This is a genomic window from Amycolatopsis sp. MEPSY49 (genome assembly GCF_051337345.1).
Taxonomy (GTDB): domain Bacteria; phylum Actinomycetota; class Actinomycetes; order Mycobacteriales; family Pseudonocardiaceae; genus Amycolatopsis.
In genome coordinates this window covers 153568-175342 of the sequence record NZ_JBDLYJ010000016.1, presented here as the reverse complement: position 1 = coordinate 175342, position 21775 = coordinate 153568, and the positions used below count along the sequence as shown (strand labels likewise).

The following is a 21775-nucleotide window of genomic DNA, read 5'->3' as shown; positions in this document are numbered from 1 at the left end:
GTTGCTGGGATTGGGTGTGCGGGTGTGGGTTTGCTCGTGGTGCCCGGCGGTGCCGTCGGGGGTGCTGGTTCGATCGGCGCGATCGCGGGCGTGGCTGGGGGTTCGGTCGGCGGGGTCGCCTGCGTTGCCGGGATCGGGTGCGCGGCGGCCGCCGGCTCGACTACCTGCTGCCGCAGTGGTTCCGTCGCCGGCTCTACGCGCGGCGGCAGCTGCGCCGCCGTCGCCGGTGGTTCGACCGGAATGGGCCGTCGCGGTGCCTCCAGAGGCGTACCCGGCTCCGGCGACCGCGGCCGGGGAACCGCTCCCGCCCGACGGAACCGCAGCCGGCGGCGCGCCCGCGGCACTCCCACTGCCGGGGCTTCCTCCTCCACGGGGCGGACCGCCCGCGGCCGGGGGCGGGGCTGGGGCAGCCAATCGACGCGCGCCGGTTCAGTAGGCAAGGCCCACGCTCGCGCACGCCGGGCCCGGGGCCGCCGCCGACCGGGGGTACGCCACCGTCGACGGGTCGCCGTCGGACGTGTAGCGGTGGCCGTCCGGGGCGGCCAGCACGTCGAGCCAGTGGGACGATCCGTACTCCGCCTCCTTGCCACTCGACTGCGACCGGATCCGCGGGATCGCCCCCGGATCGAAGCCGTCCGAACACGGCGAAGGCGCCGGCCCGGCTCCCACCAGGAGCGCGCCCTCGTACGAATAACCCGGCCCCCGCAACGCCGACTCCGCGCGCCGCGGGTGCGTCCCGTACGGCAGCGCCAACGTCCGTGGCTGGTAACCGGTCGCGCGGATCGCCGCGTCCTCCTCCGTGATCGCCGCCGTCACCTCGCTCTCCGACGCCGTGCGCAGGTTCGTGTGGTGCCGCGTGTGGTTGCCGATCTCGAAGCCGTGGGCGGCCAGCCAGCGCAACGCCGGCCCGTCGTCCGGCGTCCCGAACGGGTGCTCGTTGACGTAGAGGCTAGCCACCGGGCGGAACCGCGGGTGCGCCGCCGCGACGTCCATGAGGATCCGCACGGCCGTGCCCGGCGCGGGCTGTCCCTGCGGCGTCAGGGCGAACACGCTCGGGTCGCCGTCGTCGAAGGTCAGGACCACCGGGTGCGCGCCGGCCGGGAGGTCGAGCCGGCGGGACACCAGGTCGGCCGTCGTCACCGGGACGTAGTCCTCCGCCGCCAGCCGTTCGAGCTCCGCGGTGAAGTCCGCCGGCGTGCGGTCGTACACCGACCGCGGCCGCTCGACGATCCGGTGGTACATCAGGACCGGCACCCGCCCGAGCTCGTCGGCACCGATCTGGCGCGCGGACGCGGGCGTGACGCGGCTGGGCGTGGCGGCGACGGGCGCCGGCCGGGGCGCCGGGGTCTCGACGGGCGCCGGACCGCCGCACGCCGTCACGGCGGCCACCGCCGCGAACCCTGCACCGAACCGGAAAAGGCTACGCATGGGGGGAGTGTGGGGGCGTTGCCGCCGCGGCGCGGCCCGGCCCACCGGGTCGGGTGAGCGGGGGATTCCCTGCCACGGGCTGAAAATCCACGTTTCCGCAGGCCGCGGGCCTGGTCACGAAACGGCCTCGGGCACGATGCGGTGATCGTCGCGGACAGCGTTTGCGCGAAGATCACGGCGGGTATTTCCCTGCGATGGTCCCGAAAACGGCGTCCGCCGCCGAACGTACCCTCGATCGACGTCTGGTCCTCATCGCCGCTCTCGCGGGTCTGGCGACGAGCGCGTGCGGCGCGCGCCGGGCGGGCAGAGCCCTCGCCGTGCCGGTCACCGCGACGCCGGCCCCGCCGACGCCACCGCCGAACCCTCTTGAGAAGAATCTGCTCGTCGGCTTCTGCGGAGCGCCCGGGTCGCCGGCGCTCGGCCGGATGACCGGCGACCTGGCGGCGGCGAGCCGCGAACTGCGCCAGCGGATCCGTGCCTTCCCGGCGGGCCGGCCGGTCACCCCGGTCGTCGAGCTGATCGCGACCACTGTGCACCGCTCGCCCGGCGAGGACGGCATGTACCGCAGCCGCTGCACGGAGGAGACCGTGCGGGACTACCTCGACGCCGCCCGGGCCCTGAACGGCTTGCTGCTGCTGAACATCCAGCCCGGCCGCGCCGACTTCCTGCCGGAGGTGCAGGCGTACGAACGCTGGCTGACCGAACCGGACGTCGGCGTCGCGCTCGACCCCGAGTGGGCCGTGGAGCCGGGTGTGGTGCCGGGGAAGAAGTTCGGCCGCACGACCGGGGACGAGCTCGACGGCGTCGCGCGCTACCTCGGCGGCCTGGCCGAAGCGCACCGCCTGCCCGCCAAGGTCATGGTGTACCACCAGGTGGCGTCGTCCGTGGTGCGCGACGAAGAGCTCCTGCTCGCGCACCCCGGTGTCGCACCGGTGAAGGTCGTCGACGGCATCGGCTCGGCGGCGGCCAAGAAGGCGACGTGGAAGACGCTCATGACGACCCGGCCGGACCACGTGCGGCCCGGGTTCAAACTGTTCTTCGACGAGGACACCCGTCGCGGCGCGGCGTTGATGACCCCCGCGGAGGTGCTGGCGCTGACCCCGGTGCCCGCCTACGTCGTCTACGAATAGCGGCAGCGGCGCAAAAGCCCGGTGCGGAATCCGCACCGGGCTTTTGCGCGAGTTCGGCGAAGACGACGAAAGCCCGGTGCGGGGAGGTGAGCCGCACCGGGCCATCGCCGGCTGTCCGTCCGGGGTTCCGATCGTTCCCTAGCCGATCGGGACGGGCAGCCCGCCGAGAAGGTCGTTCACGAGAGCGGACAGCGAGATCAGCACGCGCTGCAGCAACGCGTTGAGGAGCGCGGAGACCGGCGGGAGGCTCTGGCGGGCTTTCAGGTCCGCAGCCAGCCGGTCGACGCCTTCGCGTGCTTCGGTGGTCTGTTGCTGGGCCGTGGCCGCCTTGTCGCGGGTTTCGGCCTGGATGGTGTACCGCTTGCCCTGCGCCAGATCCGTGAGGACCGGATCGAGGTCGGTCAGGGTGACCCGCGTGCCGGCGACGTCGCCGTTGTCCGCTCGCGAGACCAGCTGGTCGCGCAGCGTTTGGACCTGGGCCGCCGCGCTCGTCGTGCTCGACGAGCCGCTGCCGCCGGGTCCGCCCGCCGACGCCACGCCCACCCCGGTCAGGGTCACCGCCGTCGCGGTGAGGAAAACCGTGACCGCCCGGGCCAGTGCACTTTTCATGTCGTACTCCTCCGGAATTCCGATACCGACTGGAGATCATGGTGATCGCGTGCGGCGATTACCGCGAGCGGATCCCCTGACCTCGGCTGATCCGCCGATTCCGCTCGGTGCACGGCGGCTCGGGAACCGCGGAACAAACATCAAGTTCGCGTGAAGCCGGTGATCGACAATTCCGCGCCCTGGTCACTTATCGTGACCGCATCACTCGTTGGTGAGGGTCGGTTACGATGAACGGCTGAAATGGGCCGGGTTTCTTCACGGAAGGTATGACTGGGGTGGTTCTCGCGTGGCACGCGAGTTTCACCCGATTGTGAGGTTTGTCGGGAGAATTAATGGGTAACCATGCGCATTTGCCTACGGCCGGAAAGCCACTCTTAAGAAGGTTACGACGCAAAAGCACTTCTTGCGCACTGAGCGCTTCGCTAATCTGGGTGGCGGCCGCCGGGATCGGTTTCCGGTCCTCCGGCGGCCTCCTCGGTGCCGAGACCTGACAACTGGGCGCCATTCGGAGAACACGAAAACGCAGAACGTCCCGGCGCCTGGTGGTGCCGGGACGTTCTGTGCGGGAGAAGAGGGGATCAGGTGCGGCGCGCGAGGGGAACTCGGCCACCGGAAGCGGTGTGCGAGAAGGGTCCCGCCGCGCTCGGCCGTGCCGACGCGCTTGGCGGCGCCGGCCCGGCCGATCCTGCCGCCGCATCTGGCCTGGCGTGGCTGAGACTTGAGGAAACCGGTGGGTTCGGCCGCGGCGTGCGTGGCTGGGTGTGGCCGAGGCTTGAGGAAATCGACGAGTTCGGCGCCTGCGTGCGTGGCTGGGCGCGGCCGAGGCCTCGGGAGACCGGTGGGTTCGGCGGCGACGCGCGTGGCTGGGCGCGGCCGAGGCCTCGGGAGACCGGTGGGTTCGGCGGCGACGCACGTGACTGGCCGCGGCCGAGACCTCGGAAGACCGGTGGGTTCGGCGCCGGCGCCGTGGCTGCGTGCACGGCCGCGACCGAGTCTGGCTACAGTATTGCGCCCCGGCCGGAACCTCCGGAAACCGGCGGAACCGGCCGTGGGACAATGGGCGTCCGCTTGGCGCCCGGCGAATCCGGCTGCGGTGTCGCGCCCCGGCCGAGACCTCGGGAAACCGGCGGGCTCGACCGCTCCGCCGGATCTCCCGGGTCCCGGCCCGAACCTCAGGCGCCCGGCGGGTTGCGTCGCGGCTCGGCGGGCGGGTACGTGTTCATCGGCGGCGCCTGCCCGGCCCGCGCGGTCGGCTCCCCGTGCGGAGCCACCTCGGGTCGCGGAGTCCGTCCCGCGGCGGGATACCCCGCCATGGCCTCGGACTTCGGCCCGCGTCGCGCCAAGCCGGCCAAGCCCAGCAACCCGACCAGCCCGAGCAGGCCCCACAAACCGTTGTCGTCGTTGTCGTCATGGACGGTGTTGTCATTGTTGTCGTCCTGCGCCGTGAATGGCGGGTCGGCGGGCGCCGCCGAGGCCGGAAAAGCCCCGGTCAGTGCGATGGCGGCCGCCGCGGTGGTGCCGGCCAGGAGTTTTCGCGCCGTTCGGCTCATTTCGTTTCTTCCTTTCGTTCGGGTCGACGGTCACCGGCCGCGTACCCCGGTCACCCGCGTTCACACCCGCTGTCACGGGAACGGGCGACGCGACCCGGTTTCCCGCGCCCGGAAGCCGTTTGTAGAATGGCCGAAGGTTCAAGCAGGAGCCGGGGAAGGACGCGTGCGTCCGCCACCGGCGTCCTTCCCCTTTTCGCGCTGGTGCGCATCCGTATTCGGGAAAACACCGTCCACTGCCGTGGACCCGGGGGAGTAATGAACAGTCAGCTCGTGGTCGCCCCGCTGGGCGCGACCTTCTCCGCACGTTTGATCTGCACCACCGGCGACCGCCTGATCCACCCGGCGGACGGCCGCAACGACCTCGCCCGCATCGTCGTGCGCTGGGCCCGTGCCTGGGTTCCCGAAACCTGGCCCGCCCGGCAGTACTTCGCCGCGCTCGGCATCGGTGACGACGAAAACCCTTGCTACACCGACGAAGATGTCACAGGTTGGCACCTCCTCGAGCCCAGACCCGGCTCGCTCGCGTGGCGCGTGCGGTCGGGCGAGATCGACGTGACCACGGCCCTCACCGCCGAAGCGGAGGCCTGGCNCTCGGCATCGGTGACGACGAAAACCCTTGCTACACCGACGAAGATGTCACAGGTTGGCACCTCCTCGAGCCCAGACCCGGCTCGCTCGCGTGGCGCGTGCGGTCGGGCGAGATCGACGTGACCACGGCCCTCACCGCCGAAGCGGAGGCCTGGCCCGGCTAGGAAACCACCGCGGATCAGCCCTGCGCCGCCTTCACCTCGGCGGCGCAGGGCTCTTCGGCGTGCCCGGGATCTTTCTTGCCGGACAAGCGATGCGGGCGCACCATGGTCGGCAAAGAGTTGCGGGGAAACAGATCCGCGTAACCCGATCGGACCACTGATAGGCCGGTCAGGGGCTTGCGGCACCCACACGATGGTGGCATGGAGTGGAACCGGTGCTGCGACATCAGTACGTTTCCCTCACACCAGGCGGAGAACACACCTTCACTGCCGCCCCATCCGACGCAATTGTCGATCGAGGAGAAATCCATGCTGAAGAAGCTCGGCTTCGTCACGGCCGCCGCCGCGGCGGGCGCTTTCCTGGCCGGTGGCGTCGCCGCCGCCGGCACTCCGGACGAGCACGGCCACCACGGCCACCACCACGGCGGCTACGACTACTCGGGCCAGGTCGGTCTCGTGAACCTGAACAACACCGACGTGCTGCACAACGTCGACATCACGCCGGGCCTCTGCGGCAACGACGTCAACGTCCTCGGCGTCCAGGTGCCGATCCGCGAGTCGCTCAACGGCATCGGCGTCCCGGTCCTGTCGCCCGGCGAGCACGAGGCCAGCGGCGACGCGCCGTACAACTGCGCCTCGAGCGCGTTGTCCGACGGCGGCACGAGCCAGGGCAACTGAGTTTCCGTGCCGCCGCCGCCCGCTGTGTGTGCGGACGCCGGCGGCCGGCACGGAAATCCGGCGATTCGCGTCGACGTCGCGACGCGGGCCCGGAACGCGGAGCGAGCTGCACACTCCGGTTCCGCGTCCCGGGCCCGCCGCGACGCCGGACGTCGCCGGCACGGGTGGGACCGGTCACGACCTGGAGAAGTGCGCCGGTCCCACCCGGCGTGAACCGCACCCTAACCGACTTGCCGCCGCCCGGCGAACCGAAGCCGGGCGCGGCTGCCTTCCCCGATCTCCCACCGGACGGTCCGGTGGGTCGCTATAAGGAGTTCTTCAAGTGATCAAGCAGCTCGGCTTCGTCGCCACCGCTCTCGCCGCCGGGATGGCGGTGCTCGGCGGATCGGCGTCCGCGACCGGCATCACCGTCGGCGGGCACCCGATCGACCACAGCGACCAGGTCGGCCTCGGCAACGTGCAGAACCTCGACGCGGTGCACAACGTGAACGCGGTCGGCGGCGTCTGCGACGACAACGTCAACGTGCTCGGCGTCCAGGTGCCGGTCCAGCACGTCGCCGACGGCATCGGCGTCCCGGTGCTCTCCCCGGGTGAGCACGACGCCGAGGGCGAGACCCCGTTCAACTGCGCCAGCGGTGCCATCTCCGACGGCGGGACCGCGCAGGACAACTGACCGGTCCTGGTCGAAGCCGCCGCGCGGTTGCCCCCCGCGCGGCGGTTTCACGTCCGGTCGAGCCGGTGCACGGCCACTTCCCGCACCACCAGGAGGACGGCCGCCGCGACCGGCACCGCCACGAACGCGCCGACCACGCCGAGCAGCTCGAAGCCGATCAGCACCGCGACGACGGTGACGAGCGCCGGGATCCGCACGGCCCGCCCGACGATCTTCGGCAGCAGCACGTAGTCCTCGAGCACGCGGTAGCCGACGAAGAAGCCGGCGGTCGCGAGGCCGACGGGCACCGAGACCGTCAGCGCGACGAGGGTGGTGCCCGCCCCGGCCGCCACCGACCCCGCGACGGGTACCAGGTCGAGGACGGCGACGAGCAGGGCCAGCACCAGCGGGTACGGCACGCCGAAGCTCCAGAGCCAGGCGAACGTCAAGGCGCCGGCGATCAGCGACACCACGACATTGCCGACCAGGTACGCGCCGACCTTCCGGAAGACGGCGTCACCGATCAGGATCACGCGCGGCCGCCGCGACCGGGGCGCCAGCCGGTAGAGCGCCGTGCGGACCCGCGGGAAGTCGGCGACGAAGTACGTGCTGAGCACGACGACGATCGCGGCGTCGCCGAGCACGGCGGCGAGCGACTTCGCCACGTCCGTCAGGTGGATGCCCCGGAGGGCGGCTTCCAGGCCGAAGGCTTCGTTGGCGCGGCCGATGAGCGTGCCGGGGTCGCGCAGCAGCGCCAGGAAGTGCGGCGCGCCGTTACGCAGCTGCCCGATCTGGTCGGACAGCGGAACGGCGGCGCCGGCGACGGCGGCGGCGAAGACGGCCACCCCGGTCACGACGACCAGGCCGGCGGCGAGCGCGCGGGGCAGCCGGCGGGTGAGCCGGGCGGTCACCGGTTCCAGCCCGACCGCGATGAAGAAGGCGATGCCGATCAGCAGCAGCGCGTCGGACGCCGCGAGGACGACTTCGACGACCGCGACCGTGACGACCACCCCGGCCGCGGCGGTCAGCCCGGCGAAGAACGGCGACCGGCGATCGAGCGGCTTCCCCGGCGTGCCCAGGGGTTTCTCCTGGCGCGTGGCCGCACCTTCGGCTTCCCCGACGGCGTGGCCGGCGCGGTAGGCGCCGCGGCCCTTCGTTGCGTGCATGCGACGGCGGCTACCCCCGGGTGGGCGGCCGAATCCACCCGATCCGGGCACGCGGGCAAGTGCACGCTTCCCGGTGACCACGTCCCCTTGACACTGCCGGATTCCTCCTCCCGCCAAGAGAATCGCCTATGAGCACCAAGCACCTCCTGCTCGCTCCCGTGATCGCGCTGCTGGCCGCGTTCGCGGTCTGCCCGGCGGCTTCGGCCGTCGGCGAGCCACGGCTGCTGATCAACCAGGACTTCCCCGACCCGGACGTCGTGAAGACCCCGGGCGGCTATTTCGCGTTCTCGACGAGCACTGGCTCGGGCCGGGTCCCGGTGGCGACGGCGCCGGCGCCGGAAGGACCTTGGCGCATCACCGGTGACGCGCTCGGGGCCGTTCCCGCGTGGGCCAAGCCGGACGGCGGGTTCTGGGCGCCGGACGTCACCCAGCTGCCGAACGGCACCTTCGTCCTGTACTTCTCGGCGGCGAAGACGGCGGGCGGCGAGATGTGCCTCGGCGCCGCGACCGCGGCCACGGCGGCCGGGCCGTACACCCCGGCCGGCGACCAGCCGCTGGTCTGCGTGCCCGAGGACCACGGCGACATCGACCCACAGACGTTCCTCGACGCGGACGGATCCCGTTACCTGCTCTACAAGAGCGACGGCGCCGCGACGGGGGCGCCGGCGGCGATCTGGCTGCAGAAGGTCGAGGCCGACGGGCGCACGCTCACCGGCCCGCGAACGGAGCTGCTGCGCGCCGACCTGAACGCGGAGAAGGCGGTCGTCGAAGCACCGTCGGTGGTGAAGACCGCGAGCCGCTTCCTGCTGTTCTACTCGGCGGACACGTTCCAGAGTTCGGGCTACCACACGTGCTACGCGTCGGCGCCGACGATCACCGGGCCGTTCGTGAAGGCGGACGCGCAGTTCCTGTCGACGGAGCTGCTCGGCGCCAAGGTGGACGCCCCGGGCGGCGCCGACGTCGTGGACGGGCACATCTACTTCCACGGCTGGCTGGGTGGTGGCCGGACGGCGCGGGGGATGTACGAGCTGCCGATTTCGTTCCCGGGTGATGTGCCGCAGCTGGGCTGAGCCGTCACTCACACGGGTAGTGGTCCGGTTGGGGTCCGCGCGGCGGGCTATCCGAGGTGGGAGCGTGGAAAGGGAGGACGGTCATGACGGTGTTTTGGGGTCTCGTCGGCCTGATCGGGCTGCTGGGGTGCGTGGGGTTGCTGCGGAGCCGCGCGGTGCCGGCGGAGGCCGACCCGCTGGCCCGCTACCCGGAGGCGCAGGAGCCGGCGCGGCCGAACGCCGATGCCGCGCACACGCCGCTCATGACGCCGGTGGTGACGCCGGAGATGCTCGGGTCGGAGCAGCCGCTGAACCAGGTCCGGGCGCAGGCTCCGCGGCCGGTCGAGTCCCAGCCGCAAGTGCAGGCTCAGTCCCACGTGCAGCCGGAGGTTCAGCCGGTGGCCGAGGTTCGGCCTGGCATCGAGTCGCAGCCGGAGGTTCAAGCTGAGCCGCAGCCGGAACTTTCGTCGCGGGGCGAGGTTCGGGTGCAGCCGCGGCCTGTGGTCGAGATTCGGCCTGGCATCGTGTCGCAGTCGCGGGTTCAAGCTGTGCCGCAGCCGGAGCTTTCGCCGCAGGGCGAGGTTCGGGCGCAGCCGGAGCCTGTGGCCGAGGTTCGGCCTGGCATCGTGTCGCAGTCGCGGGTTCAGGCTGAGCCGCAGCCGGAACTTTCGCCGCAGGGCGAGGTTCGGGCGCAGCCGCGGCCTGTGGCCGAGCCTCAGCCTCGCACCGAGCCACAGTCGCGGGTTCAGGCTGAGCCGCAGCCCGAACCTTCGCCGCAGGGCCAGTTTCGGGCGCAGCCGCAGTTCCGCGCCGAGCCGCCGTCTCAGCCTCAGCCCACGCACGATCGTGAATTCCCTCCGCAGGGCCAGATTCACGCTGAGCCGCAGCCCCAGCCTCAGCCGCAGGTTCAAGTCCAGCCGGAGCCCGAACTCCCGCGCCAGCCCCGTCGCGCTCCGGCACACGCCGCCGGCCCCGCGCGATCAGCGGCCACCCCGGCCCGCGCCGCCCAGCCGCAGCCTGGTGAACCGCGGCCGGAGCCCTCAGCGCTCGAGTCGGGAACCATCGCCGGCGAGATCCCCGCGCCACGTGCCCAGTCCGCCGAAGAAACGCCCGCCGAGCCTGCGCCGAAGACTCCTCTCGGCCGCAAAGCCGTGCAGGGCCTTCTGAACCAGGCCAAGCGCGTCCTCAACCGGCACTAAGGAAGCGGCGCCCGGCTCTCGGCCAAGCCGGCGAGCAGATCACCCTGCTCGTCGACGCGGTCGAGGACTTCCTCCGCCGTGAACGTCAAGTGGTTCACGTGCCGGCACGCGCGGACTTCGTCCCACGTGACCGGTGTCGAGACTGTCGGGTGGTCGCGGCCGCGCAACGAATACGGCGCGACCGTCGTCTTCGCCGGGTTGTTCTGACTCCAGTCGATGAACACCCGGCCGCCGCGCTGCGCCTTGGCCATCACCGCCGTCACCGCGTCGGGCGTCTCCCGCGCGAGCTGTTGCGCGAGCTGCTTGGCGTACCCCGACGGCGCCGCCGGGTCGCCGGTCCGGATTCCGCAGTACAGCTGCATTCCCTTCGACCCCGACGTCTTCGCGAACGGGGTCAGGCCGTCGGCCACCAGGACGTCGTGGAGGCGTTCGGCGACGCGGGCGCAGTCGACGACCGTCGTACCCGGGCCGGGGTCGAGGTCGAACACCAGGCGGTCGGGTGGCTCCCGGCGTGCGTCCGACGTGACCGTCCACTGGGGAACGTGCAGTTCGAGCGCCGCCATGTTCGCCGACCAGACCAGCGCCGGGAGGTCGTCGAGGAGCGGGAAGTCGATCGTGTCGCCACTGCCGCGCGAACCCGTGCTGGGCAGCCGGACCGTGCGCAACCACGGCGGCGCGCCGTTCGGGACGTTCTTCTCGAACCACTTCTCGCCGCCGACGCCGTTCGGGTAGCGGATGAACGTCACCGGCCGGCCGGCGAGGTGCGGCAGCAGGACCGGCGCGATCCGCGAGTAGTAGTTGATCACCTCGCCCTTGGTGAACCCGTCCGCCGGGTACAGCACCTTGTCCAAATTGGACAGCGTGAGCCGGCGGTTCCCGGCCTGCACGGTGATCCGCTGACCCACCGGTTCAGGTGGGGGAGGGGTGACGGCGGGTTCCGCCGCGCGCGGGGCGAGGACGTCCGCCGGCTTCTTGTCGGCCCGCAGGCCGCGCCAGGCGGTGTGGCGGACGCGGCCGCCGCGCGTGAACTGGCGGTAGACGATCTCCCCGACGAGCCGCGGCTCGACCCAGCGCGCGCGGACGGTGTCCTCGCGCGGCGGCGTCGTCGCGAACGGGTGGGTGCGGCGCTCGAGCGGCTGCAGCTGCGCCATCAGGTCGGCGCGGGTGGCCTGGCTGAAGCCGGTGCCGACGTCGCCGATGTAGACCAGGTCGCCGGTGCCGGGGTCGTGCGCGCCGAGCAGGAGCCCGCCGAGAGTGCCGGTGAAGCTGCGCTGGCCCGGGCGCCAGCCGCAGACGATCACTTCCTGCGTCCGGATCAGCGGGTGCTTCAGCCACGAGTCCGGCCGCTGCCCGGGCACATAGGCGGAGCCGCGCAGCTTCGCGACGACACCCTCGTAGCCGGCGGACGCCGCGTGGTCCAGGAAGTCCGCCGGCGTGCGGCGGTCGGCGGCGAGCTCGTCGAAGGTGACGGCGCGGACCACCGACACGCGGTACGGATCGGGCATCGGCAGGCCGGCCAGCAGGCGGCGCCGCTCGTCGTACGGCTCCTTCAGCAGGTCGCGGTCGCCGAGCCGCAGCAGGTCGAAGGCGAGGAACCGGACCGGGACGTCGTCGAACGGCCGTCCTTTCGGCCCGCTCTGGTGCCGGACCCAGCGGCCGCGGCGTTCCTGCATGAGCTCGAAGTCGATCCGGCCGTCTTCGCCGTAGACGACGACCTCGCCGTCGAGGTAGGCGGCTCGGCCGTCGAGCGCGGGGGCGAGCACCCCGGCGAGCTCGGCGAACTCGGCGGTGAAGTCGATGTTGTTGCGGCTGGTCAGGACGGTGGTGCCGTCCGGGGCGATCCGCATGGCGGCGCGGTAGCCGTCCAGTTTGTACTCGTACACCCACTCGGCGCCGCTGCGCAGCCGGCCCCCGTCGGCCTTGGCCAGCATCGGCTCGACCCACGCGGGGACTCCGGGTGCGTCGTGACCAGCCATGCCGAACCTCCGTGTGTGCCTTCCGAAGGTAACCCGTTCGGCCTAGCCTCGCTGGGTTTGTGCAGGTGAAAGCTACCGGAACGCTTGTTCCCACTCGTCGGCGAGCGGCGCCGGCGTCCAGCACGCGGCGAGCAGGTCGTAGCCGCGGTGGACGAGCTCGGCGTGCGCGGGCCAGTGCCGGCGCGTCCAGGCGAGGTCGTTGTGGGCCGAGTCGGTGGCGGCTCGTCTCGTGCCTTCGAGCTCGAACTGCAGGTCACGGCGGAGGTTCATGGCCGCGGGGCCGGCCGCGAGCAGGGCCAGCGCGGCGGCGCGGACGCGGGATTCGGTCCAGTGGAACGTCGCGCGGTGGGCGTGCGGGGCGAGCAGGTACTGGGCGAGGACCGCGAGCGCGACGCCGATCAGCGTCTCGACCAGGCGGTCGCGGACGACCGGGCCGATCGCGCCGGACGCCGCGGCGCCGCCGGCCAGCAGCGCTACCGGCGTGATGAAGACGACGGCCACCGCGTAGTTGCGCGGGACGAACAGCTCGATGCAGAACTGCAGCACCGCGACCGCGGCGACCAGTGCGATCCCGGTGGGCGCGAGCAGGGAGAGCGCGGCGAAGAGCGCCAGGCCGACGGCGGTTCCGGCGAAGCGCTGCAGGCCCCGCACGTTGGCGTGGAGGCGGTCGGTGCCCTGCTGCAGGACGACGAGCGCGCTGAGGATCGCCCAGTGCGGGCGCGCGAGGCCGAGCGACGCGCCGAGGGTCCCGGCGAGCACGCAGGTGCCGCCGACGCGCAGGGCTGTCACCGTGGCGTGGGAGCGGAGGGACGCCGACCGTCGCAGCCGGTAGTCGACGCTGGGACGGGGGAGGGGCAGGGGCCCGGCTTCCTCGTCGGTCGCGGCGGTGAAACGGCGGTGGGCGGCGATGAGGGTCGTGGCCAGTTCGGAGCCGGGGCCGTGCCCGGCGTCGTGGACGGCGTTCCAGGCGGCCGAGATGGCCGAGCCGGCGGCGTGGCGGGTGGTCGTTTCGGTGTCGAGGAAGGCGTCGACGGTCTTGACGGCCTTGCCGACGGCCGCGCGTTCGGGCTGGTGGCGGTCGGCGAGGGCGCCGGCGATGGACACGACGGCGGAGGACGCGCCGCCGAGCGCGGTGCAGAGAAGAAGAGACAGCGGATCGGCGCCGGCTTCGGTGGCGATGAGGGCACCGCCGCAGACGAGGGCGAAGAAGAGGGCTCCGGGCGGCCCGAGCCGCAGGGCATCGACGGCGTAGACGGCGAGGACGGCGACGGCCGTGACGACGATGACGACGCCGGCTTTGGTGCCGGTCGTGCCGACGGCGGTGCCGAGCCCGGCGGCGAGGAGAAGCAGGGCGGCGGCGGTGAGGACCACGCGGGCGCGAACGCGGTAGGGGCGGCCTTCGCCGTAGAGGACGGCGAAGGCGCCGAAGGTGACGAAGAGAGCTTCGGTGGGGTGGCCGGTGAAGACGACGATGGAGCCGGAGAGGAGGACGGCGGCCGCGGCCCGCAAGCCGGCGCTCCACCGCCGCCCGGCGGCGGGGAGCGCGAAGAGCAGGGCCCGGGGGTGGGCGATGCGGGGAAGGGGGTCTTCGGGCGGCACGGCTGTCATTCCAAGCACGCCGGGTGGGGCGGGATCGGGTGGACCGAGCGCCGGGGTGAGGTGGGTCGCTACCCGGGTGGGCGTGGTGCGGACGGGTGGCGCGGGGTTGGGGCAGTGCAGGGTTGGCGGGCGTGCGGGCTCTGCCGTGTGGATGCGGTGGGACAGTGGCGTGGGGTTCGGGCGGTGCAGGGTCGGCGGGGCGCGGGCTCTGCCGTGTGGATGCGGCGGACGGGTGGCGGGGTTCCGGCGGTGCAGGGTTGGCGGGCGTGCGGGCTCTGCCGTGTGGATGCGGTGGGACAGTGGCGTGGGGCTCGGGCGGTGCAGGGTCGGCAGGGCGCGGGCTCTGCCGTGTGGATGCGGCGAGCGGTGGCGCGGGGTTCCGGCGGCGCAAGGTGGCGGGCGCGCGGGTTCCGGCGTGTGGGTGCGGCGGGACGTGTCGGCGGCGTGGAGCCGACCGCCGGGAGCGGACTCGCTCAGGCCGGGAGGAAGTCCTCGACCGCCCGCCGCAGCGTCGCCCGCACCGTCTCCGCGTCGTCCAACTCGCCGCCGTGCAAAGCGCCGTCGCGCAAGAGCACCAGCACCCTCGCCGCGTGGCTGGGCTCCGGGTGGCCCGCGGCCGCCGCCTCGGACCTCAATACCTCGAAGAACCACTTGCGGTGATCCTCGATCACCTTGCGAACCTGGTGGTCCGGGTCGGGGTACTCGGCCGCCGCGTTGAGGAACTGGCAGCCGCGGAAATCCTCGCCGCACGTTGCCTCACCCACCACCGACAGCGCCGCCGCCAGCGCCTCGCGCGGGGGCTTTCCCGACCGCGCGGCGTCGACCGCTTCGCGGATCTGGCGGCTCGTCTCCGCCAGGTAGGCCGCCACCAGGTCGTCTTTTGTGGGGTAGTGCCGGTAGAACGTCGCCCGCGTCACCGACGCCTCGGAGACCAGGCGCTCCACCCCGACCGCGTGGATGCCCTCCGCGTAGAACAGCCGGGACGCGGTCGCCAGCAGCCGGTCCTTCGGGTGCACGTCGGCAGTCGCCATCCACTCAGCGTAGAGAAAGAACAGTCGTTCTGCAAGATCGCCTACGTCACGTTGCGACGCCGCCCCCGAGCGGCCAAAGTAGGGAGACAGAAAGACTGATCGTTCTCCCAAAGGAGCCAGCCATGAGCAAGCCCACCATCGTCCTGGTCCACGGCGCTTTCGCCGACTCGTCGAGCTGGACGGGCGTCGTCGCGAAGCTGCAGGAGCAAGGCTTCCCCGTCGTCGCGGTGGCGAACCCGCTGCGCGGCGTCGAGTCCGACGCGGCCTACGTCGCGGACGTGGTCAAGGGCATCGAAGGTCCCGTCGTCCTCGCCGGTCACTCCTACGGCGGCGCCCTGATCTCCCGCGCGGCAACCGAGACGCCGAACGTCCGCGCCCTGGTCTACATCGCCGCGTTCCAGCCCGACGCGGGGGAAAGCGTCTTCGAGCTGTCCGGCCGCTACCCGGGCGCCAAGCTCGGCCCGGAGACCACGAACGTCCTGGTCCACGAAGGAACGCCCGAGCTGTCGATCAAGCCGGAGGACTTCGCCGAGGTCTTCGCGGCCGACGTCCCCGCCGAGACGGCCGCGATCCTGGCGGTCACCCAGCGCCCGGTGGCGCAGCAGGCCCTGGCCGCGCCGTTCGAGGGCACCCCGGCCTGGTCGAAGCTCCCGTCGTGGACGCTCATCGCCAACCAGGACAACGCCATCCCGGCCGCGGCCCAGGAGTTCATGGCCGAGCGCGCGTCCTCGACCGTCCGGCGGATCGACGCTTCGCACGCCGTCGCGGTGTCGCAGCCCGGCGTCGTCGCCGAGGTGATCGTGGCGGCCGCCGGCGCGTGACCCTCAGGTGATCGGCGGGAGGCCGGCGCGCGCCGTCCGGTACTCCCGCACGATCCGGGTCACGATCTCGGCCGCGGGCAGCACGGAGTCGACCAGTCCGGCCGACTGGCCCGCCTCGACCTTGCCGTCCACGACCTCGCCGTGCAGCGCCGCGTCCTTCAGTGACGATGCCTCGAACGTCTTGCGTCGCAAGGATTCCTCCGCGCCCGACGACTCCAGCGCGGCCATGCGCGAGGTGAAGTCGTTGGCCAGCGCCCGGATCACGCCCAGGCCGTGGCCGACCGTGCGGGTGCCGTCCACCCCGGCCGAGACCACGGCCTCCTTGTACGCCGGATGCACGGAAGCCTCGACGCTGGCCAGGAACCGCGTGCCGAACTGGGCCGCGCCCGCGCCGAGTGCGAGCATCGCCGCCAGGCCGGCACCGTCCGCGATCCCGCCGGACGCGATCACCGGCAGCGAAACCGCGCGCGCGACCGCCCGGACCAGCACCGACGTCGTCACCATCGCGGGTGGCGGGTGCCCGCCGGCCTCGGCGCCGACGACGACCAGACCGTCGGCGCCGGCCGAAGCGGCCTTGAGAGCGTGCGTAACCCCGGCCACCACGTGCAGGCAGCGCGTCCCGACGTCGTGGAACCGGGCCAGGTAGCGCCGCGGCCCGCCCTGGGACGCGATCAACACCGGCGGCCGGTGGCGCAGCACCAGGTCCATCACTTCGTCGACGCCGGCGCGGTACAGCGGCAAGTTGACCGCCCACGGCCGCGAAGTGCCCGCGGCCATCTCCGTCAACACGGAGTCCAAATCGGACAGTCGCATCGGGCCCGCGGCCACGACGCCGAGCCCGCCCGCGTTCGACACGGCCAGCGGAAGCGCCGAACTCGACGAGGCCCACGACATGCCCGCCTGCACGATCGGCAGGTCGATCCCCAGCAACCCGGTCACCGACGTCGAAATGCGCGTCATGCCTGCTCCAGCAGGGAACGCGCATGGGACGCCAGCCGGTTCTTCTGCACCTTCGAGCTCGCCGTCATCCCGATGCCCTCGAAGCCGTCGACGATCCGCAGGTGCCGCGGCACCTTGAACCCGGCCATCCGCTCACGCGCCCACGCCAGCAGCTCGGCCTCGGTGACCTCGGGCGAAGTCAGCACGACGAAGGCGAACGGCACCTCCACCAGCCGCGCGTCCGGGACGCCGACGACGGCCGCCTGCCGGACCAGCGGGTGCCGGTGCAGGGTGTCCTCGATGTCCGCCGGGGCCACGTTCTCGCCGCCGACGCGGATGATGTCCTTGGTGCGGCCGGTGAAGTGCAACCGCCCGGAGGAATCCAGGAGGCCGACGTCGCCGGTGGACAGCCAGCCGTCGGCGTCGATGGTCTCGGCCGTCTTCACCGGGTCGTCGAGGTAGCCCACCATGACGTTCCAGCCGCGCACCAGCACCGCGCCCGGCTCGCCGGGGCCGCAGTCGCGGTCGCCGTCGAACGCGCGGATCCGCACCTCGACCCCCGGCTGGACGGCCATCGCCCCGGACGCGCGGACTTCCGGAGGCTCCCACCACGCCGACTGCGCGACGTTCGGCGACGCCTCGGAAAGCCCATACCCGGCAACGCATTCGGAAGCGCCCAGTTCGTCGATCACCCGCCGGATCACGGTCGGCGACGCCGCCACCCACGCGCCGCGCAGTGACAACCGGCGTTGTGCCAGGGAAGGATGGTTGAGCAGCAGCAAAGCGATCGTGTCGTTGCCGGAGAAGTGCGTGCACCGCTCGGTTTCCAGCAGCCGCAACGCTTCTTCGGGCTCGAACTTCGGCATCGTCACGAGCGTCGTCGCGTGCTGGATCGAGGCAAGCACCGACAGCGTGCTGCCGGCGACGTGGAAGAACGGCCGCGCCGACTGGAACCGGTCGCCGGGCCGCAGGCCCATCCGCGCGCCGGAGAAGAAGGCGTCCGCGCACATGCCGCGGTGGGTGAGCAGGACGCCCTTCGGCCGCGACGTCGTCCCGGACGTGTACTGCACCAGCAGGATGTCGTCCGGCGAAGCGGCAGCGGGTGGCGCCTCGGAAGAACCGGACAAGAAGTCGTTCCACGCCACGGCGAACGAAGGGACGTCGTCGCCGAGCACGACGACCTTTTCGAGCGAGGGAACCGACGAGACGTCGAGTTCCCGCAGCATGGCCGAGAAGTCCACATTGAGCACACGGGACGCGAGGAACAGCGTCCGCACGCGGGCGTGGTCGAGGGTGTAGCGCACTTCGTCGGCGGTGAACCGGGTGTTGACCGGCACGGCGACCGCGCCCGCCGCCCCGATCGCCAGGAACAGCGCCACCCAGTCCGGCCCGTTGCCCAGGCAGATCCCGACGCGGTCGCCGCGGCCGATCCCGGCGTCGGCGAGCCCGGCGCGGATGCGCGCGACGTGCGTCGCGAGCTCGCCGTAGGTGATCCGCTCCGAGGCGGTGACGACGGCTTCGACGTCCGGCGCAAGCAGAGCCGCCCGCGCCAAGGCCTCGTGCGTGGTCAGCGGGCAGGCCGTGCGCAAGTCCGTCATCGCGGTTCTCCGTTCCCGGCGGTGAAGCGGGCGACGCCGTCGCGCCAGCCGCCGTCGGCGAGGCACTGTTCGATCGCGGCCAGCTCGATCCGGATCCCGCGGTCCAGGTCGGTTTCCGCGCCGAGGTCGACCGCGCGCTTGGTGAGCGCGATGGCCAGCGGCGGCGCCTTCGCGATGCTCGCGGCCGTCTCGTCGCCGGCCGCGAGCAACTTCTCAGCCGGGACGACGCGCGTGACGACGCCCAGGTCGGCGGCCTCGGCGGCGTCGAGCGCGCGGTTGGTGAACAGCAGCTCCTTGGCCCGGCGCTTGCCGATGGCGCGCTGCAGGCGCTGGGTCGCGCCGACGGTACCCCAGTGTGGCTCGGGGAACCGGAAGACAGTCCCCGAAGCGGCCAAAGCGAAGTCGGCGGCCAGGGTGATCTCGCCGCCCGAGCCGACGGCCGCGCCCTGCACCAGGGCGACGACCGGCACCGGGCACGCCTCGATGGCGGCGTACGCGGCGAAGGAGGCGAGACGCCGGCGCCGCACCCACGCGGCGTCCTTGCCGGTGCGCTCCTTGAGGTCGGCGCCCGCGCAGAACACCGGCCCCCGCCCGCTCAGGAGCACGACGCGGACGTCGTCGGGCAGCGACTCGAACGCCTCCCGCAGCTGGTGGCACATCGGCAGGTCGAGGGCGTTGCGGGCCTCGGGCCGGGCCAGCTCGACCCGGGCGATGCCGGCTTCGACGGAGACGCACACGCGCTCGGTCATCCGATCACCCCTTCGGCGCGCAGGGCCTCGATTTCGGCCGGGGCGAGCCCCAGCTCCGCCAGGACGTCGCCGGTGTCGGCGCCGAGCAGTGGCGGTACGCCGAGGCCCGGTGGCTCTCCCGCAGTCTCGCGCAACGGCGTCCGCAGCGCCGGGAACGTCCCCTCGACGGGGTGGGTGAACTCGCCGACGACCCCGCGCGCGACGGCGTGCGGATCGGCCAGCGCTTCCCGCACCGAGCGGACGGCCCCGGCCGGGACGTCGGCGGCGCGCAGTTCCTTCACGAGCGGGTCGCGGTCGCGCTGGGCGATGGCACCGCGCAGCGCCTTCATGACGCGGGAACGGTGTTCGACGCGACCGGAATTGCCCTGCAGCAAAGGATCCGCGGCCAGGTCGTCGAGCCCGAGGACCGTGCACAAGGGACCCCAGTGCTGGTCGCTGCCGCTGATGTGGAGCCATTCGCCGTCGCCGGCCTGGAACGCCGCCGACGGCACCCTCCCGGGGTGCTCGGTGCCGGTCCGCACCGGGTCCTCGCCGAGCGCGAACAGCCGGGCCGCGTTGAGCGCGTGCAGGCTCAATTGGACGTCCATCATGGACACGTCGAGGTGCCGGCCCCGCCCCGATGCCGCGCGTCCGGCCAGCCCGGACAGCACCGCGATGACCACCCAGAGCCCGGACGTCAGGTCCGCGACGGGAATCCCGGTCTTCGACGGCGGCCCGTCCGGCTCGCCGGTCATCGCCATCACGCCGGACAGCGCCTGGAAGACGGTGTCGTAGCCCTTGCGGTCGCGGTCCGGGCCGGTCTGCCCGAACCCGGTCGCGGACACGTAGACCAGACCCGGATGGTGCGCGGACAGGTCCGCGTAACCGAGGCCCATCCGGTCCATCGCGCCGGGCAGGAAGTTCTCGACGAGGACGTCCGCCCGGGACGCCAGCCGTCGCGCCACCTCTTGGCCGCGCGAATCTTTGAGATCCAGGGTCACGGACTTCTTGCCCCGGTTGAAGGCGAAGAAGTACGCGCTTTCGCCGTGGGGCAGGCGGGGTTCGAAGCCGCGGGTCTCGTCGCCGGAGCCCGGCCGCTCGACCTTGACGACGGTGGCGCCCAGTTCGGCGAGGATCTGGGTGGCCAGGGGAGCGGCGAGGACGCGCGAGAAGTCCAGCACGGTGACGCCGGTGAGCGGGCCGGTCATGCGCGGAACCCCCGCATCAGCGCGTTGACGTCCTGGCCGGCGCGCATCGCGGCTTCGGTCGGCAGGTCGGCGACGCGGTAGAGGAGGTCCTTCGCGGCGGCGATCGCGCGCGGCTCGACCTCGGCCCACCGGTCGGCGATCTCCAGGGCCGCGGGAAGGATTTCGGACGGCTCGACGACCCGGTTGACCAGGCCGTGTTCGAAGGCTTCGGCGGCGGTGAGCAGCCGTCCGGTGCTGACCAGCTCGAACGCGAGCTTGCGGCCGAGGTGCTGGACGAGCCCGGTCATCACCAGCGCCGGGACGATCGAGTGCTTCAGCTCGGGGTAGCCGAACTTCAGGTCCGTCCCGGCGACGACCATGTCCGCGCCGATCGCCAGCCCGGCGCCGCCGCCCACGGCCGCGCCGCGCACGGCGCTGACCACGGGGATGCGCAGCTGACGGGCCTGGACCTGCAGTTTCGCGGTCAGCGCGGCCCGTTCGAGGACGGCGTCGGCGTGGCCGGGCGTCAGCGAGGAGAACTCGCCGAGGTCGGCGCCGGCGCAGAAGCCGCGTCCCGCGCCGGTGAGCACCAGCGCGCGGACGTCGCGGTCGGTGTCGGCCGCGGTGAAGGCTTCGCTGAGCGCGCGGGTCAGTGCGGTGTCGAGGGCGTTGAGCTTGTCGGGCCGGTTCAGCGTCAGGACGCGGACGGGGCCGTGGTCCTCGGCGATGACGGTCACGGGGTCTCCTGGTTCGGGGTCGGGGTGAAGCCGGCGCGGGCCACCATGCTGTGCAGGGGACGGCCGAGCGCGTCCTCGCAGGCGGCCGAGGCCTTGGCGAGCAGGTCCAGGTCGAGGCCGGTGTCGACGCCCATCGCGGCGAAGAGCGACACCAGGTCCTCGGTGCAGACGTTGCCGGTGAGCCCGGCGCCGTACCGGATCGCCGAAGGATGGCCGCCGACGCCGCCCATCGCGGTGTCGAAGTTGCGGCAGCCGGCGTCGAGGGCCGCGACGGCGTTGGCGATGCCGGTGCCGCGGGTGTTGTGGAAGTGCGCGACCACCGGAACCTCGGTGCCCAGCCGCTCGAACAGCGCCCGGACCGAGCGCGGGGTCGCGACGCCGGTCGTGTCGCCCAGCGTGACGAGGTCAGCCCCCAGGTCGGCGAACCGCGCGACGTCCTCGGCGACGCGGCCGGGGTCGACCGCGCCCTCGAACGGGCAGCCGAACGCCACCGAGACGACCCCGACCAGCTTGAACCGGCCGCCGGCCAGCGCGACCATCTCCTCGACGCGCTCCCACTGCCCGGCTCTGGACGTCCGCAGGTTGCGTTCGGTGTGGGACTCGGTGGCCGAGACCAGCAGGCTCAGCTCGTCGGCGCCGTGGCCGGCGTCGAGGTCGGCCAGGGCCCGCCGCACCGCGCGCGGGTTCGGGCAGGTCGCCTTGAACGCGACGCCGGGGCGGCGGCCGACCCGTGTCAGGACTTCCGACGCGTCCGAGAAGCCGGGCACCCGCTCCGGGTGGCTGTAGCTGGTCGCCTCGAGCCGCCGGAACCCCGCGTCCGCGAAGGCGTCCAGCAGCGCGACCTTCGTCGCGGTCGGCACGAACTCCGGCTCGTGCTGCAGCCCGTCGCGGGCGAAGCACTCGCAGATCGTGACGGCGTCGGGCATCGGGCCACCTCCTGTTCGGTGGC

Annotated in this window: 20 protein-coding genes; 6 read left to right on the top strand and 14 right to left on the bottom strand. The window is 72.6% G+C overall.

The features are described from left to right. Window positions 1-429: 429 nt before the first annotated feature. Window positions 430-1428, bottom strand: a complete 999-nt coding sequence (locus ABFJ78_RS43855; RefSeq protein WP_436393369.1) for a polysaccharide deacetylase family protein — start codon at window positions 1426-1428, stop codon at window positions 430-432. A 194-nt stretch (window positions 1429-1622) separates the two neighbouring features. On the opposite strand from ABFJ78_RS43855, the gene ABFJ78_RS43850 reads away from it, so the two are divergent. Continuing rightward, entirely contained in the window at window positions 1623-2558 is a 936-nt protein-coding gene (locus ABFJ78_RS43850) for a hypothetical protein (protein ID WP_436393368.1), read from the top strand. A 138-nt stretch (window positions 2559-2696) separates the two neighbouring features. On the opposite strand, the gene ABFJ78_RS43845 is transcribed toward ABFJ78_RS43850, so the two are convergent. The 3 genes from ABFJ78_RS43845 to ABFJ78_RS43835 form a co-directional block, all read right to left on the bottom strand. Then, window positions 2697-3167: a hypothetical protein gene (locus tag ABFJ78_RS43845; RefSeq protein ID WP_436393367.1), complete on the bottom strand. Its 471-nt coding sequence runs from the start codon at window positions 3165-3167 to the stop codon at window positions 2697-2699. A gap of 1172 nt (window positions 3168-4339) precedes the next feature. After that, a complete protein-coding gene (locus ABFJ78_RS43840) occupies window positions 4340-4717 on the bottom strand; it encodes a WGxxGxxG family protein (protein WP_436393366.1) in 378 nt (125 codons plus the stop codon). Window positions 4718-5483: 766 nt separating this feature from the next. Next, on the bottom strand, window positions 5484-5777 hold the full coding sequence (locus ABFJ78_RS43835) for a hypothetical protein (RefSeq protein ID WP_436393365.1): 294 nt from the start codon (window positions 5775-5777) through the stop codon (window positions 5484-5486). On the opposite strand from ABFJ78_RS43835, the gene ABFJ78_RS43830 reads away from it, so the two are divergent. Together ABFJ78_RS43830 and ABFJ78_RS43825 are read left to right on the top strand one after the other, a co-directional pair. Beyond that, window positions 5776-6144 carry a hypothetical protein gene (locus ABFJ78_RS43830; protein WP_436393364.1) on the top strand — a complete coding sequence of 123 codons (369 nt, stop codon included), beginning with the start codon at window positions 5776-5778 and terminating at the stop codon, window positions 6142-6144. The genes ABFJ78_RS43835 and ABFJ78_RS43830 overlap by 2 nt on opposite strands. Before the next feature lie 322 nt (window positions 6145-6466). Further along, entirely contained in the window at window positions 6467-6817 is a 351-nt protein-coding gene (locus ABFJ78_RS43825; protein ID WP_436393363.1) for a hypothetical protein, read from the top strand. Between the two features lie 47 nt (window positions 6818-6864). On the opposite strand, the gene ABFJ78_RS43820 is transcribed toward ABFJ78_RS43825, so the two are convergent. Next, a complete protein-coding gene (locus tag ABFJ78_RS43820; protein WP_436393362.1) occupies window positions 6865-7962 on the bottom strand; it encodes an AI-2E family transporter in 1098 nt (365 codons plus the stop codon). Between the two features lie 128 nt (window positions 7963-8090). Here ABFJ78_RS43820 and ABFJ78_RS43815 point away from each other — a divergent pair, with 128 nt between their 5' ends. Both ABFJ78_RS43815 and ABFJ78_RS43810 read left to right on the top strand, forming a co-directional pair. Beyond that, window positions 8091-9032, top strand: coding sequence for a glycoside hydrolase family 43 protein (locus ABFJ78_RS43815; protein ID WP_436393361.1), 942 nt, complete (start codon window positions 8091-8093; stop codon window positions 9030-9032). 83 nt (window positions 9033-9115) lie between these two features. Continuing rightward, window positions 9116-10210 carry a hypothetical protein gene (locus ABFJ78_RS43810; RefSeq protein WP_436393360.1) on the top strand — a complete coding sequence of 365 codons (1095 nt, stop codon included), beginning with the start codon at window positions 9116-9118 and terminating at the stop codon, window positions 10208-10210. On the opposite strand, the gene ligD is transcribed toward ABFJ78_RS43810, so the two are convergent. The 3 genes from ligD to ABFJ78_RS43795 form a co-directional block, all read right to left on the bottom strand. Next, window positions 10207-12186, bottom strand: a complete 1980-nt coding sequence (ligD, locus tag ABFJ78_RS43805) for a DNA ligase D (RefSeq protein ID WP_436393359.1) — start codon at window positions 12184-12186, stop codon at window positions 10207-10209. The genes ABFJ78_RS43810 and ligD overlap by 4 nt on opposite strands. Window positions 12187-12258: 72 nt before the next feature. Then, window positions 12259-13794, bottom strand: coding sequence for an FUSC family protein (locus tag ABFJ78_RS43800; protein ID WP_436393358.1), 1536 nt, complete (start codon window positions 13792-13794; stop codon window positions 12259-12261). 464 nt (window positions 13795-14258) lie between these two features. Continuing rightward, a complete protein-coding gene (locus tag ABFJ78_RS43795) occupies window positions 14259-14816 on the bottom strand; it encodes a TetR/AcrR family transcriptional regulator (protein ID WP_436393357.1) in 558 nt (185 codons plus the stop codon). 122 nt (window positions 14817-14938) lie between these two features. Between ABFJ78_RS43795 and ABFJ78_RS43790 the strand changes: the two genes are divergently transcribed. Then, window positions 14939-15637 carry an alpha/beta fold hydrolase gene (locus ABFJ78_RS43790; RefSeq protein WP_372661720.1) on the top strand — a complete coding sequence of 233 codons (699 nt, stop codon included), beginning with the start codon at window positions 14939-14941 and terminating at the stop codon, window positions 15635-15637. A 3-nt stretch (window positions 15638-15640) separates the two neighbouring features. Here ABFJ78_RS43790 and ABFJ78_RS43785 read toward each other — a convergent pair whose 3' ends face one another. From ABFJ78_RS43785 to ABFJ78_RS43760, 6 genes are read right to left on the bottom strand one after another with little or no spacing between them, the layout of a single operon-like run. Then, a complete protein-coding gene (locus ABFJ78_RS43785) occupies window positions 15641-16597 on the bottom strand; it encodes an NAD(P)H-dependent flavin oxidoreductase (RefSeq protein ID WP_436393356.1) in 957 nt (318 codons plus the stop codon). Continuing rightward, entirely contained in the window at window positions 16594-18174 is a 1581-nt protein-coding gene (locus ABFJ78_RS43780) for an AMP-binding protein (RefSeq protein ID WP_436393355.1), read from the bottom strand. Before ABFJ78_RS43780 ends, ABFJ78_RS43785 begins: the two co-directional genes overlap by 4 nt. Then, window positions 18171-18923 (bottom strand): enoyl-CoA hydratase/isomerase family protein, encoded by a 753-nt coding sequence (locus ABFJ78_RS43775; protein ID WP_436393354.1) that lies wholly within the window; start codon window positions 18921-18923, stop codon window positions 18171-18173. The genes ABFJ78_RS43780 and ABFJ78_RS43775 overlap by 4 nt, the downstream gene beginning before the upstream one ends. Beyond that, a complete protein-coding gene (locus tag ABFJ78_RS43770; protein ID WP_436393353.1) occupies window positions 18920-20110 on the bottom strand; it encodes a CaiB/BaiF CoA transferase family protein in 1191 nt (396 codons plus the stop codon). The genes ABFJ78_RS43775 and ABFJ78_RS43770 overlap by 4 nt, the downstream gene beginning before the upstream one ends. Continuing rightward, a complete protein-coding gene (locus tag ABFJ78_RS43765) occupies window positions 20107-20826 on the bottom strand; it encodes an enoyl-CoA hydratase/isomerase family protein (RefSeq protein ID WP_436393352.1) in 720 nt (239 codons plus the stop codon). Before ABFJ78_RS43765 ends, ABFJ78_RS43770 begins: the two co-directional genes overlap by 4 nt. After that, a complete protein-coding gene (locus ABFJ78_RS43760; RefSeq protein ID WP_436393351.1) occupies window positions 20823-21752 on the bottom strand; it encodes a hydroxymethylglutaryl-CoA lyase in 930 nt (309 codons plus the stop codon). Before ABFJ78_RS43760 ends, ABFJ78_RS43765 begins: the two co-directional genes overlap by 4 nt. Between the last annotated feature and the right edge of the window lie 23 nt (window positions 21753-21775).